Consider the following 13,736-nt stretch of genomic DNA (forward strand, 5'->3'; position numbering starts at 1 on the left):
CAATAAAAAAGAGCGGGCTTTGAGGGGTCGTGTTTTCGCTAACGGGCTGGCCCTTTCGGGGGGAGGCGTGGTAGAGCAGGCGCAAATCTGCATTTTATCATCACGAGGTTCCCGATGGCTCTTATCACGCTCCGCCAACTGCTCGATCATGCCGCTGAAAACGATTATGGTGTTCCGGCGTTTAACATCAACAATATGGAGCAGGGGCTGGCCATTATGAAGGCCGCCGAGAAGGCCAACGCGCCCGTGATTATGCAGGCGAGCCGCGGCGCGCGGGCCTATGCAGGCGATGTGATGCTGGCGCATATGATCCGGGCTTTGGCCGAGATGTATCCGAGCATTCCGCTGTGTATGCATCAGGACCACGGCAACAACGAGCAGACCTGCCTTTCGGCGATCAAGCACGGCTTTACCTCCGTTATGATGGACGGTTCGCTTGAGGCGGATATGAAGACGCCTGCGGACTGGGATTATAACGTCGATATAACCAAGAAGGTGGCGCAGATGGCGCATTGGGTTGGCGCGTCTGTTGAGGGTGAACTCGGGGTTTTGGGCAGCCTTGAGACGGGCGAAGCGGCTGAAGAAGACGGCTCGGGTGCGAGCGGGAAACTGAGCGAAGATCAGCTGCTGACCGACCCTGAAGAGGCGGCGGAATTTGTTAAGCTGACGCAGGTGGATGCACTTGCGATTGCGTGCGGAACCAGCCACGGCGCTTACAAGTTTTCCAAGAAACCAACGGGCGAAACCCTTGCGATCAAGCGGATTGAAGAGATACATGCGAAGATCCCGAATGTGCATCTGGTTATGCATGGCTCCTCAAGCGTGCCGCAGTATTTGCAGGACCTGATCAACGAATATGGCGGCGAGATGCCCCAGACATACGGCGTGCCTGTGGAAGAGATTGAACGCGGCATCAAATCTGGTGTGCGCAAGGTGAATATCGACACCGACAACCGCATGGCGATCACTGGCACATGGCGCAAGATTGCCAAGGAAATGCCGAAGGAATTTGATCCGCGCAAGTTTATGATCCCTGCGATGGAGGCAATGGAAAAGGTCTGCCTTGACCGTTTCGAACGCTTTGGAACGGCAGGGCAAGCGGGCAAGCTGAAGCCTGTTTCCATGGACGAAATGGCGAAACGTTATGACAGTGGATCGCTTGATGTTTGATCGTTCCATCAAGATTGCGCCGTCTATTCTGAGCGCGGATTTTGCCAACTTCGGGCAGGAAATTCAGGCCATTGAAGCGCAAGGCGCTGATTGGGTGCATGTGGATGTGATGGACGGGCATTTTGTGCCCAACCTCACCTTCGGGCCGATGGCTGTGAAGGCGTTTCGCCCGCATGTGAAGACGGTGATGGACGTGCATCTGATGATCTCGCCTGTGGACCGGTATATCGACGCTTACGCCGATGCGGGGGCCGATGTTTTGACAGCGCATATCGAGGCAGGGCCGCATATTCACCGCACATTGCAGGCCATTAAGGCCGCCGGGATGAAAGCCGGTGTGGCGCTGAACCCCGGAACGCCTGCGGAATCGGTTGCGCATCTGCTTGATCTGGCTGACTTAATTTGCGTTATGACAGTGAACCCCGGTTTTGGCGGGCAGAAATATATCGACATGGCGGGCAAAGTGCGCAGCTTGCGCGAGATGATCGGCGACCGCGAGATTCACATCGAGATCGACGGTGGAATGGACACAAACACTGCACCATTGATGGCGGCCGCGGGGGCCGATGTGCTTGTGGCTGGTTCGGCTGTATTCCGTGGTGGCTCGGTAAACAAACCCGAGGTTTACGGCGAGAACATTCGCGCTATTCGTGCGGCAGCGGAAGGCGCGCTTTAAGCGGTCTCTTGAACATGGCTGACAGGCTTCGCATAGTGCGCCTTTAAGTCGTTTCGGGAAACGCTTACAGGAGGTGCACCATGACACTTGCAGACCGATTGAGTGAAGAAATCGCCGCACGGCGGGATGACCTTGTTTCTTTGTGTCAGGACCTCATAAAAATTCCGACTTTGAATCCGCCGGGAGAGAACTATCGCGAGATATGTGACTATCTTGACCGCCGTTTGTTAAAGAAAGGTTTCCACACGGAACTGATCCGCGCGAAGGGGGCGATTGGGGATACCGAGAAGTATCCGCGCTGGAACCTTGTGGCCCGCAAAGAGGGCAAGCGCGCTGGCGAGTGTGTTCACTTCAACTCTCATATCGATGTGGTCGAAGTGGGCCGCGGCTGGACGACCGACCCTTTTGGCGGTGAAGTCATCGACGGGAAAATCTATGGACGCGGCGCCTGTGATATGAAGGGCGGGCTGGCGGCGAGCATTATCGCGGCAGAGGCATTCATCGCCGTTTGCCCTGATTTTGCAGGGGCGATCGAGATATCCGGCACGGCAGACGAGGAGTCTGGCGGCTTTGGCGGCGTGGCGTATCTGGCGGAAAAGGGCTTCTTTAACCCCGAAAAAGTGCAGCATGTGATCATCCCCGAGCCGCTCAACAAGGACCGTATTTGCCTTGGCCACAGGGGTGTCTGGTGGGCCGAGATCGAGACATACGGCGAGATTGCCCATGGCTCCATGCCCTTCCTCGGCGATTGTGCTGTGCGGCATATGGGGGCGGTTGTGAGCGAGATGGAACGCTCGCTTTTCCCTGCTTTGGCGCGGAAGCGCACAGATATGCCTGTTGTGCCTGAAGGAGCAAAACAAAGCACGATGAATATCAACTCCATCCATGGTGGCGAGGAGGAGCAAGAGGAAGATTATACTGGTTTACCAAGCCCTTGCGTGCCTGACTCCTGCCGTATGGTTATCGACAGACGCTTCCTTATCGAGGAGGATATTGACGAGGTGCAGGAGGAGATTCACGGGCTTTTGCGGCATGTGCAATCGGAGCGGGAGAACTTCACCTTTAATGTGCGCGAGTTGCAGCGGGTCTTGCCGACGATGACGGAAAAGAGCGCGCCTGTGGTGCAATCTGTGGCGAAAGCGATCAGCGAAATTATGGGGAAAGAGGCGGATTATGTAATCTCGCCAGGGACCTACGACCAGAAGCACATTGACCGTATCGGGCGGCTGAAGAACTGTATTGCCTATGGCCCCGGGATTCTGGATCTGGCCCATAAACCTGACGAATATGTCGGAATTGACGACATGGTAGAGAGCGCGCAGGTGATGGCGCGCAGCCTTTTGGAGCTGCTCGACGGGCGTGAAAGTTAACCCAGCGAACCGCTTGGTTAACGGGGGCGAAAAGCAGCTGATTCCAGGGGGGTGTTATGCGTGCACCGGGCGTGCACAACCCGTGCACCGCCTAAAACAGGGGTTTGTTAACGGAAATTAACTTAATGTGGCGGGCGACAGCCATGTGAGGTGCACAATGAATGTGCACCCTACGGGGCGATTTGGAAAATGCGCTTGAATACTCGCCACATTCGGGGGCAAACTTCTTTCAAGCGGGTCGAAGGTTGGCCTGACCAAAGGGAGAGACGGTATGAAACTCATGAAATTTGCGACTGTGAGCGCGTTGGCGATGATGGTGGCGGGCGGGGCCATGGCGAAGAGCGATATCACGCTCGCGCTCCAGCTTGAGCCGCCGCATCTTGACCCGACGAGCGCGGCTGCGGGCGCGATTGACAGCGTGCTTTATTCCAACGTGTTCGAAGGGCTGACGCGGTTTGCTTCGGATGGTTCCATCATCCCCGGTCTTGCGCAGAGCTGGGAGGTTTCCGAGGACGGGCTGACCTATACCTTCAAGCTGGCCGAGGGGGTGACTTTCCATGACGGGACCACGATGGACGCGGAGGATGTGAAATTCAGCCTCGACCGTGCGCGCGCAGAGGACAGCGCCAACGCGCAGAAGGTGCTGTTTGCGAGTATTGCCGATGTTGAAGCCGTGGACGCCACCACCGTGAAGATTACGCTGAGTGCGCCGAACGGCTCGCTTCTTTTCAATCTTGCTTGGGGGGATGCCGTTATTGTGGCGCCCGAGAGCATTGAGAACATCACGCAGATGCCGGTTGGCACTGGCGCTTTCAAGTTTACCAACTGGGTGCAGGGCGACAATATTGTGTTGGAGCGCAACCCCGATTATTGGGGCACGCCTGCCAAGCTTGATAAGGTGACGTTCAAGTTTATCGCCGATCCGACCGCCGGCTTTGCCGCTGTGATGGCCGAAGATGTGGATGTGTTTTCGGGCTATCCTGCGCCCGAGAATGTGCCGCAGTTTGAGGCGGACCCGCGCTTTCAGGTGATTGTCGGCAACACCGAAGGCGAGACCATTCTGGCGATGAACAACAAGCTTGCGCCGTTTGATGACGTGCGCGTGCGCGAGGCGGTGAGCCATGCGATTGACCGTCAGGCCATTATCGACGGGGCGATGTTTGGCCTCGGCACGCCGATCGGCACGCATTTTGCGCCGCATAACCCTGATTATGTCGATCTGACGGCAGACAGCGCCTATGACCCCGAAAAGGCGAAAGCCCTGCTGGCGGAAGCGGGTTTTGCGGACGGGTTCACCACCACGCTGAAGCTGCCGCCGCCCTCTTATGCACGCCGTGGCGGAGAGATTATTGCCGCCCAGCTGCGGGATGTGGGTATCCAGACCGAGATCAGCAATCTGGAGTGGGCGCAGTGGCTCGAAGAAGTGTTCAAGGGCAAGGACTTTGGCCTGACGATTGTGAGCCATACCGAACCGATGGACATCGGGATTTATGCGCGGCCTGATTATTACTTCCAGTATGATGACGCGGATTTCCAGGCGATGAACGCGGAACTTGAGGCCGAGGCCGACCCGGCAAAGCGCACAGCCATTCTGGACAAGATGCAGCGCAAGATTGCGGGCGATTATGTGAACGGCTACCTCTTCCAGCTGGCTGTGCCGACGATTGCCAAGGCCGGTGTTGTGGGCCTTTGGGAGAATGCGCCGACGCAAGCCAACGACATGACAGGCGTGTATTGGGCTGAGTGAAACGATTTGATGTCTCGCCGGCGGCAGCACGCTTTGAAGCGGCGGATGCCTCCGGCGGGGATATTTTTGGCAAAAAGAAAGACCGGGTGAGACGCGGATGAGCAGGCGGGGCGTATGCTGAGATTTGTTCTGAAGCGCTTGCTTTCGCTTGTGATCTCGCTGGCTGTGGCGAGTGTTGTGATCTTTCTGTTTGTCGAGGTCGTGCCCGGCGACCCTGCGGCTTATATGCTTGGCATGAATGCGCAGGAAGATACGCTTGCGGCGTTGCGTGAGCAGCTTGGGCTGAACGGGACATTGGTTGAGCGCTATCTGAGCTGGATTGGCGGGATGCTGCGGGGCGACTTCGGGACGTCTTACACCTATCGCACGCCTGTGGCCGAGATGATTGGCGAGCGGATATGGATATCTCTGCCGCTGGCTGTATATGCTCTGACGCTTTCAACGCTGATTGCTTTTCCTGCGGGAATTTGGGCGGCGAGCAAGCGCGGCAGCCTCGCGGATGTGCTCGTGATGGGGTTCACCCAGCTTGGCGTGGCGATTCCGAACTTCTGGTTTGCGATGCTGATGGTGCTGCTGTTCGCGATCAACCTGCGCTGGTTTAGCGCGGGCGGGTTTGCGGGCTGGGACGCGGGTTTTTTGCCCGCGATGAAGAGCCTGACGCTGCCTGCCGTGGCGCTGGCGCTTCCGCAGGCGAGTATTCTGGCGCGGGTGATGCGCTCGTCATTGCTTGATACGTTGGGGGAGGACTATATCCGCACGGCACGGGCCAAGGGGCTGAGCCGCAGGCAGGCATTGTGGCGGCATGCGTTGCGCAATGCTTTGATCCCTGTTCTGACGATCATCGGCTTGCAGTTTTCCTTCCTTCTGGCGGGGGCGATTATCATTGAAAATGTGTTCTTCCTGCCCGGTCTCGGGCGGATGGTGTTCCAATCCATCGCGGCGCGGGATTTGATTGTGGTTGAAAGCGTGGTGATGCTTTTGGTTTTTGCCGTGATTCTGGTGAACTTTTTGGTGGATGTGGCTTATGCCGTTGTCGATCCGCGTTTGAGGGTGAAGGCATGAACCGTTCGCTCATCCTCGGCGCGTTGCTTTCGGCGGTTTTTGTCATCGCGGCTCTCGTGAGTTTTGTCTGGACGCCTCATGACGTGTTGGGGCTGGATATCCCCAACAAGCTCAAGGAACCGGGCGGCGCGCATCTGTTCGGGACCGACCATTTCGGGCGCGATATTTTCAGCATGGTCATGGTTGGCGCACGCACCTCGATTGCTGTGGCTGTTGTGGCCGTGGGCATCGGGATGCTGCTTGGTGTGCCGCTGGGCCTTGCGGCGGCAGCGCGGACGGGGACGCTTCTGGACGAGGTGATCATGCGCGGGAATGACCTGGTGTTTGCGTTTCCAAGTCTTTTGATCGCGATTATGATCACCGCTGTATTCGGGGCGAGTGCGGTGAATGCGATTATTGCCATCGGGATATTCAACATCCCTGTCTTTGCGCGGCTGGTGCGCGGGGCCAGCTTGAGCCTCTGGACGCGGGATTATGTGCTGGCGGCAAGAGTCTCGGGCAAGGGGGCGGCGCGGATCAGCTTCGAGCATATTTTGCCGAACCTGACAAACTTGCTGATTGTGCAGGGAACGATCCAGTTTTCACTCGGCATCCTTGCGGAGGCGGGGCTGAGCTATGTGGGCCTTGGTGCGCAACCGCCGACACCGAGCTGGGGCAGGATGCTGGCGGAGAGCCAGACGATGTTCAGCTTCAAGCCGCATCTGGCGATTTTTCCGGGGCTGGCGATTTTGCTGACGGTTCTGGGGTTGAACCTGATGGGCGACGGCTTGCGCGACTGGCTTGACCCGCGCTTGCGGAGGACGAAGAGATGAGCCTTTTGCAGGTTGAGAACCTCAATATGAACATTCACGGCATTCCGATTTTGCGGAATGTTTCGTTTGGTGTGAAAGCGGGCGAGATCCTTGGAGTGATTGGCGAGAGCGGCTCCGGAAAATCCATGACGGCGCTTGCGGTGATGCAGCTTTTGCCCGTGGGGTCTGTGGCTACGGGGCGGGTGAGTCTGAACGGCCACGAGATGCTGGAGCTTGATGAAGAGGCGCTGTGCAAGCTGCGTGGCAACGAGGTCGGCATGGTGTTTCAGGAGCCGATGACGGCGCTGAACCCGATCCAGACGATTGGCCGTCAGGTGGCGGAGACGATCCTTATTCATGAGAATGTGAGCCGCCGCGAGGCTATGGCGCGCGCGGCGGAGGCGCTCAGGCGCTGTGAGCTGCCGCAGGAGCGTTTTCCGCTCAGTCGCTATCCGCACGAGCTTTCCGGCGGGCAGCGGCAGCGGGTTGTGATTGCCATGGCGATTGCTTTGCAGCCGAAACTTCTGATTGCCGACGAGCCGACAACGGCGCTTGATGTGACAACGCAGGCCGAGGTTTTGCGGCTGCTCAAGCGGCTGGCGCAGGAAGACGGAATGGGGCTTTTGCTGATCACCCATGACCTTGCTGTGGTGGCGGATATGGCCGACCGGATTGTGATTATGCGCAAAGGAGAGGTTGTGGAAAGCGGGCCTTGCCCTGCGATTTTTTCAACCATGGAGCACCCCTATTCGCTGGCTTTGCTGGAAGCCTCGGACCACCAGCCCGAACGGGCCGGGCATGTTTTTGACGCGCCTCTCTTGAGCGTGCGGGATGTGGTGCGGGACTATGCTTTGCCGCGCGAAAGCCTGTTTGGCGGGGCAAAGCACTTTCGCGCTGTAAAGGGCGTGAGCTTTGACATTCGCCGTGGTGAAAGCCTTGGGCTTGTGGGCGAAAGCGGCTGCGGGAAAAGCACGCTGACGCGGGCCATTCTGGGGCTGGAAGAGGTGCAGGGCGGGGAAATTTTGCTGGATGGCGAACCTGTGTTCAGCGGCAAGCGACCCAACCGCGCGGTGCGGCGCAAGATGCATGTGGTGTTTCAGGACCCCTACGGGAGCTTTAACCCGCGCTGGAAAGTGAGCCGACTGGTTGCCGAACCGTTTCACTTGCTGGACGCGCCGCCCGAGGGGCGGGAGCGGGAGGCGGCCATTATCGGTGCGCTTGAAAAGGTGGGCTTGGGCGCTGAAGATGCGGACAAGTATATCCACGAGTTTTCTGGCGGGCAGCGCCAGCGGATTGCGATTGCGCGGGCGCTGATTATCAAGCCGGAGTTGATTATTCTCGATGAGGCGGTGTCTGCGCTGGATGTGAGCATTCGTGCGCAGATACTCGACCTGTTGGCCGATTTGGGCACACGCTTCGGGCTGACCTATTTGTTTATTTCCCATGATCTCAGTGTCGTGAAAAACGTGACGGACCGCTGCCTTGTGATGCAGGCGGGAGAGATTGTGGAAGAGGGCGTAACCGATGATATATTCGAGCGCCCGCAGCATCCTTATACCAAGGAGCTGATTGGCGCTGTCCCGCAGCTTCCCGAAAAGCGACAGGCGTGAGCACGCTTGCCCGGCGATTTGGTGCTTTTCATTAAGTGCGATGCGGGTGATGCTTGGCGCTTGATGGAAAAGGACAAATGATGCGCAAACTACTCCTCGTCGGACTTATGATGCTTGGGCTGGCTGTGTTGCCAGCACCGCCCGCGCAAGCTGCGCCGGAAAAGGCGGAGATTGTGCGTATTCTGGGCGAGATTCACACGCTTCCCGGGATGCGGGACTCATTGGAGCGAAACGGTTTCACGGGTGAAAACCTTGAGCTGGCGGTGCGCCAGATCGGAATAATGCTGGGCGATCGCCAGATTGCCAACCATATTGCAGAGCGCATTCTTGCGGCAGGGCGGGGTGATTTTGTAAACGCGCAGGCAGCGCAGGGGTTGATCCAGCCGTTGCTGTCGCGCGGCATGGGCCATTTGAGCGAGCGTGAACTTGGCTATTTTTATCAGGTTGAAACGACCGTTTTGAAGGCTATGACGAAGCGCGATTGCGGGCTTTCCTTTCGCAACCGTCTGCCGCCGGACGAACTTGCGCGGCGGACAGCAAAAGTTGCCGCGCGGCTGAACGCGCCTGCGCTGAAGGAGTATTACCGTATCCAGTATAAGGCGGCGAAGCTGGGTGTGACGCGGGGGCCCAAGGTGCTTTCGGATGCGCTGCGCGAGCGGGTGGCGACACGGCTGAATGTGGCGCTGAACGAGGCGGCGGAAGCCACGCCCGAGGGGCGGGCGGCGATGAAGGCTTTTGCCCGCCTTGAGAGCGTGGGCAACCCGGCGGCCTGCGATGCAGGGCTGTTTTTTATGGATGTGGTGATGAACATGGATGCGGCGGCGCGCCACGAGACATTTCTGGTTTTGTCAGAGCAGTGATAGAGGCTTGCCATGTGGTGTGAGGGGAAACATGGGTGACTTGATTTCGCCGCAGGCTTCGCCTGCGGCGACCTGTGCGAGAGGGGCTTTGCCCCCCTCGCGCTCCCCCCAGGATATTTTTGGCAAGAAAAAGCCGGAAGGGCGTGAGACATGCGCGTTGATTTGATTTTGCTGTGTTTTGCTTATGTTTTGAGCCAGTTTTATCGCGCATTTCTGGCGGTATTGACCGAGGTTCTGGAGCGCGATGTGGGCGCGACACCTGAAGACCTTGCAATGGCCTCGGGGCTTTGGTTTCTGGCGTTTGCGGCGATGCAGATTCCTGTGGGCGCAGCTTTGGACAGGGTGGGCCCGCGACGCACGGCCTCTGTGTTGCTGTTGGTTGGCGGCGGGGGCGGTGCGGTTGTGTTTGCTATGGCCACGGTGCCTGCGCATATTTCGATTGCGATGTTGCTGATCGGGGTGGGCTGTTCGCCAGTTCTCATGGCGTCTTACTATATTTTTGCGCGAACCTATTCCGCTGCTGTGTTTGCCACATTGGCAGCTGTTATTCTGGGGGTTGGTTCTGTTGGGAACCTTGCCTCGGCTTTGCCGACGACACTGGCTGTCGAGGCCTTTGGCTGGCGGTCAGTGGTTTGGTTTACGGCCGGAGTGAGTGTGATTACGGCGTTGGGGCTGTTTTTTATTGTGCGTGATCCAGAGCGGGTTGTGAGTGATGTGAAGGGCTCGGTTCTGGACTTGCTCAGGATGCCTGCGCTTTGGTTGATCTTTCCGCTGATGGCGTTTCAATATGCACCGGCTGCGGGCGCGCGGGGGCTGTGGATCGGGCCGTATTTGCGCGATATTTTTGGCGCGGATAATGCGCTTGTCGGGCAAATTACGCTTTTGATGGGTGCGGCGATGATTGCCGGGACGTTTGCCTACGGGCCGCTTGACCGCCTGCTGGGCACGCGAAAGTGGGTGATTTTTGGCGGCAACATCCTGTCGATGGCGGCGTGTTTCTGGCTTGGACTGACGAGTGTTGAAAGCCTTTGGCTGGCGGTGGCGCTGTTTGGGGCGATCGGCTTTTTCGGGGCGTCTTTCCCGATGATGATGGCGCATGGGCGCGCGTTTTATCCGCCTCATCTTGTCGGGCGCGGGGTGACGCTTATGAACCTGTTTGCCATCGGGGGTGTCGGGATCATGCAGATGCTTGCCGGAGGGCTTTACGGGCGCGTGGCCGCTCATGCGGTGAGCCCGGCCGAGCCGTATCAGGCGCTTTTTGTCTTTTATGGCGCACTTGTGGCGCTTGGGCTGGTTATTTACCTCTTTGCGCGCGAGCGGACCGACTAGCTCTTTATTCTGGATGCGGGCTGCGCTATTGGGCATCGTCCTAGACATAAGGAGTCTTTTTGATGGGCTATAACGTTGTTGTCGTCGGGGCCACTGGAAATGTGGGCCGTGAAATGCTGAACATCCTTGCGGAGCGCCTGTTCCCTGTGGACAAGATTGCCGTGCTTGCGAGCCGGAAGTCGCTTGGAACGGAAGTCAGCTTTGGGGACAAGACGCTCAAGACGACGGATCTCGACACCTTTGACTTTACGGGCTGGGACATGGCGCTGTTTGCCGTTGGCTCGGAGGCGACAAAGCAATATGCGCCGCTGGCCGCCAAGGCGGGCTGTGTAGTTATCGATAACTCATCGCTGTATCGTTATGATGCGGATGTGCCGCTGATTGTGCCTGAGGTGAACCCCGAGGCGATCCACGACTATGCCAAGAAGAATATCATTGCCAACCCGAACTGCTCGACGGCGCAGATGGTTGTGGCGCTTAAGCCTTTGCACGACCGTGCGCGTATCAAGCGCGTCGTGGTGAGCACCTATCAGTCTGTTTCGGGCGCGGGAAAAGAGGGCATTGACGAGCTTTGGGACCAGACCAAGAGCATCTACAACCCTACGGATAACAAGCCGCCGCGCAAGTTTACCAAGCAGATCGCGTTTAACGTGATCCCGCATATTGATGTGTTTATGGAAGACGGTTCCACCAAGGAAGAGTGGAAGATGGTCGCCGAGACCAAGAAGATCATCGACAAGAGCATCAAAGTGACGGCGACCTGTGTGCGCGTGCCTGTTTTTGTCGGGCACTCAGAGGCGATCAATATCGAGTTTGAAGACCACCTTGACGAGGACGAAGCGCGCGACATTCTGCGCGAGGCGCCCGGTGTTATGGTGATCGATAAGCGTGAGGACGGCGGCTATGTGAGCCCTATTGAATGTGTGGGTGACTTTGCGACGTTTATTTCGCGCATCCGTCAGGACAGTACGATTGATAACGGGCTGAACCTTTGGTGTGTGAGCGACAACCTGCGCAAGGGTGCGGCACTGAACGCGGTGCAGATTGCCGAGCTGTTGGGCCGTGAGGTTTTGAAAAAGGGCTAAGACGTGTTTTTTCAGGATTTGGGAGGGCCGGCCGAGAGGCTGGCCCTTTTTCTTTGAGGTGTGGGCTCGAACGCTTCGCGTCCGATCCTGTGGGGGCGCTGCCCCCAAGGTTCAAAACCAGAGGTTTTGAACCCTCCCCCGGGATATTTCGGGCAAGAAAAAAGACATGTGGGTCGGCGGAGGTTTGCTTAGATCTGTGCTGTGTTGGGGGCTTGTTCCGGCTGTGGGCTTGCGCCTCTCTTCCTGTTGGCCTTTGGTGTGGATTGTATTCTCAGGAGGCTTTCATGCGCGCTACAGTTCTTATTCTTTCGCTTTTTCCATCGGTTCTTGTGGCCGATATCATTCCGCTGACCAGCGATGTTTCGGCGGTAACGCTTTATCCGCAAGGAGCAACGATCGTGCGGGAGGTGCCTTATTCCATGCCTGCGGGGAGTCACGAGCTGATTTTGACGGATTTGCCGCGCTCGACCGATTTGAGCCAGGTGCGGGTCGGGATGACAGGGGCGACGATGGGGGCGATCACGGGGCGCAGCGATTATGTGCCGCCGCGGGATGCAGCCGAGAGCGCCGAGATCGAGGCGGCGAAGGCCGAGGTGGAGCGGCTTGAGGGCCTTTTGCGCGAAGGTGAGGAAGAGGTGCTGATGATCCGCCTTGAGAGCGAGGCGGCGGAGGCGCGAGTGAACTTTTTACGCGGACTGGGCGAGGGTGAGGAGACCACCGGTATGGATGCAGCCGGTCTGCGCGATTTGGCTGCGATGATTGGCGACGAGACTTTGGCGGCGCGCCAGCTTTCTTTTGAGGCAAAGTTCAGGGCGGATGAAGCCGAGCGCGCTTTGAAGGACACACGCGATGAACTGGCCAAGGCCGAGCAGGCTTTGGCGGCGCTTCAGACCGAAGACGAGGGCACAGTGCAGTTGAGCATTGCGGCAACGTCTGGTGGTGCGGCGGAGGGTGTGATCACCGTGTCTTACACGCATTATGACGCGGGTTGGATTCCGACGTATGACATGCGGCTTGATAAGCAAGCGGGGCGGCTCGGGATCGAGCGCGGTGCGATGATCCGTCAGGGCACGGGCGAAGACTGGACGGGTGTGGCGCTTACGCTTTCGACGGTGCGGCCGAGCGAGCAGATCGAGCCGAACGAAGTATATGCATGGCAGCGCGGTGTGATGGACCCGCCCCAGGCGATGCCGCGTCAGAGCAAGCAGCTCGAGATGGACAGTTTGTCGCGCGCGGATATGGTGGGGGCTGCTGCGCCCGAGCCTATGATTGTAGCAGAGGAGGCAGTGGCTGCGCCGAGCTATGACGGGCTGGCTGTGACTTATGACTACCCCGAGCCTGTGAATGTGGCGAACCGTGCCGACAGCCTGCGGATTACGCTTGGCACAGTGGAGACGGATGCCGAGGTGTTGGCGTGGGCTGCGCCGCTTTACGACGCGACGGGCTTTATGATGGCGCATATCAGCAATGACACGGGTGAGTTGATTTTGCCGACGCCGTTTATGAACCTCTATCTCGACGGGCGCTTTATGGGCCGCAGCAGCTTGGGCAAGGTGATCCCTGCGGGAGCGGAGGCGGATATCGCCTTCGGGGCGATTGACGGTTTGCGGCTGACGCGGAATGTGACGCGCAATGAAGGTGACCGCGGGATGATCAGCCGCTCGACCGAGCTGAGCGAAGACGTTGCCATTGAGGTGGAAAACCTGACGGGGCAAGCATGGCCTGTGAAGCTGTTTGACCGTGTGCCCTATTCGGAGCAGGAGGAGCTTGCGATTGACTGGCAGGCGAGCCCGCGCCCGAGCGAGGAGAACTATGAGGAGCGTCAGGGTGTGCTTGTTTGGGACCTGGATGTTGGCGCGGGAGCGAAACAGGCCGTGACGCTCAAGTATCAGCTGGAGTGGCCTGAGGGCAAAGTGCTGCAGTGACGGGGTTCGGATTTTAGCATTTCGAAAAAACGACCCAAGCGGGGGGGGGGGGGGGGGGGGCGCGCCCCGCCGGGCCCACGGAGAGAAAATAGAAAAGCAACACAAAACAAA

General features: G+C 58.3%; 11 protein-coding genes. All 11 read left to right on the forward strand.

The window, feature by feature from the left end; translation table 11 throughout:
- Nucleotides 1-114 precede the first annotated feature (114 nt).
- Entirely contained in the window at nucleotides 115-1,170 is a 1,056-nt protein-coding gene (fba, locus tag OE750_RS12060) for a class II fructose-bisphosphate aldolase (protein ID WP_263764475.1), read from the forward strand.
- Nucleotides 1,160-1,846, forward strand: coding sequence for a ribulose-phosphate 3-epimerase (gene rpe, locus OE750_RS12065; RefSeq protein WP_263764495.1), 687 nt, complete (start codon nucleotides 1,160-1,162; stop codon nucleotides 1,844-1,846). Before fba ends, rpe begins: the two co-directional genes overlap by 11 nt.
- 80 nt (nucleotides 1,847-1,926) lie before the next feature.
- Nucleotides 1,927-3,216: an acetylornithine deacetylase/succinyl-diaminopimelate desuccinylase family protein gene (locus OE750_RS12070; protein WP_263764476.1), complete on the forward strand. Its 1,290-nt coding sequence runs from the start codon at nucleotides 1,927-1,929 to the stop codon at nucleotides 3,214-3,216.
- 271 nt (nucleotides 3,217-3,487) lie between these two features.
- Nucleotides 3,488-4,963 carry an ABC transporter substrate-binding protein gene (locus OE750_RS12075; RefSeq protein ID WP_263764477.1) on the forward strand — a complete coding sequence of 492 codons (1,476 nt, stop codon included), beginning with the start codon at nucleotides 3,488-3,490 and terminating at the stop codon, nucleotides 4,961-4,963.
- 114 nt (nucleotides 4,964-5,077) lie between these two features.
- Nucleotides 5,078-6,025, forward strand: a complete 948-nt coding sequence (locus OE750_RS12080) for an ABC transporter permease (protein WP_263764478.1) — start codon at nucleotides 5,078-5,080, stop codon at nucleotides 6,023-6,025.
- A complete protein-coding gene (locus OE750_RS12085) occupies nucleotides 6,022-6,837 on the forward strand; it encodes an ABC transporter permease (protein ID WP_263764479.1) in 816 nt (271 codons plus the stop codon). Before OE750_RS12080 ends, OE750_RS12085 begins: the two co-directional genes overlap by 4 nt.
- The gene (locus OE750_RS12090; RefSeq protein WP_263764480.1) at nucleotides 6,834-8,426 is read left to right on the forward strand and encodes an ABC transporter ATP-binding protein; all 1,593 of its coding nucleotides are present in this window, start codon (nucleotides 6,834-6,836) and stop codon (nucleotides 8,424-8,426) included. The genes OE750_RS12085 and OE750_RS12090 overlap by 4 nt, the downstream gene beginning before the upstream one ends.
- A gap of 80 nt (nucleotides 8,427-8,506) precedes the next feature.
- Nucleotides 8,507-9,286 (forward strand): hypothetical protein, encoded by a 780-nt coding sequence (locus OE750_RS12095; RefSeq protein ID WP_263764481.1) that lies wholly within the window; start codon nucleotides 8,507-8,509, stop codon nucleotides 9,284-9,286.
- Nucleotides 9,287-9,436: 150 nt separating this feature from the next.
- Nucleotides 9,437-10,615: an MFS transporter gene (locus OE750_RS12100; RefSeq protein WP_263764482.1), complete on the forward strand. Its 1,179-nt coding sequence runs from the start codon at nucleotides 9,437-9,439 to the stop codon at nucleotides 10,613-10,615.
- 62 nt (nucleotides 10,616-10,677) lie between these two features.
- Nucleotides 10,678-11,700, forward strand: coding sequence for an aspartate-semialdehyde dehydrogenase (locus OE750_RS12105; protein ID WP_263764483.1), 1,023 nt, complete (start codon nucleotides 10,678-10,680; stop codon nucleotides 11,698-11,700).
- 284 nt (nucleotides 11,701-11,984) lie between these two features.
- The gene (locus OE750_RS12110) at nucleotides 11,985-13,625 is read left to right on the forward strand and encodes a DUF4139 domain-containing protein (protein ID WP_263764484.1); all 1,641 of its coding nucleotides are present in this window, start codon (nucleotides 11,985-11,987) and stop codon (nucleotides 13,623-13,625) included.
- Nucleotides 13,626-13,736 lie beyond the last annotated feature (111 nt).

The organism is Lentibacter sp. XHP0401 (assembly GCF_025751535.1).
GTDB lineage: Bacteria > Pseudomonadota > Alphaproteobacteria > Rhodobacterales > Rhodobacteraceae > Lentibacter.

Bases quoted from the DNA above. Each gene is read 5' to 3' on its own strand.
- OE750_RS12085 (WP_263764479.1), top strand. From the start codon at position 6,022: ATGAACCGTTCGCTCATCCTCGGCGCGTTGCTTTCGGCGGTTTTTGTC.
- OE750_RS12070 (WP_263764476.1), top strand. From the start codon at position 1,927: ATGACACTTGCAGACCGATTGAGTGAAGAAATCGCCGCACGGCGGGAT.
- OE750_RS12100 (WP_263764482.1), top strand. From the start codon at position 9,437: ATGCGCGTTGATTTGATTTTGCTGTGTTTTGCTTATGTTTTGAGCCAG.
- OE750_RS12075 (WP_263764477.1), top strand. From the start codon at position 3,488: ATGAAACTCATGAAATTTGCGACTGTGAGCGCGTTGGCGATGATGGTG.
- fba (WP_263764475.1), top strand. From the start codon at position 115: ATGGCTCTTATCACGCTCCGCCAACTGCTCGATCATGCCGCTGAAAAC.
- OE750_RS12080 (WP_263764478.1), top strand. From the start codon at position 5,078: ATGCTGAGATTTGTTCTGAAGCGCTTGCTTTCGCTTGTGATCTCGCTG.
- OE750_RS12090 (WP_263764480.1), top strand. From the start codon at position 6,834: ATGAGCCTTTTGCAGGTTGAGAACCTCAATATGAACATTCACGGCATT.
- OE750_RS12095 (WP_263764481.1), top strand. From the start codon at position 8,507: ATGCGCAAACTACTCCTCGTCGGACTTATGATGCTTGGGCTGGCTGTG.
- OE750_RS12110 (WP_263764484.1), top strand. From the start codon at position 11,985: ATGCGCGCTACAGTTCTTATTCTTTCGCTTTTTCCATCGGTTCTTGTG.
- OE750_RS12105 (WP_263764483.1), top strand. From the start codon at position 10,678: ATGGGCTATAACGTTGTTGTCGTCGGGGCCACTGGAAATGTGGGCCGT.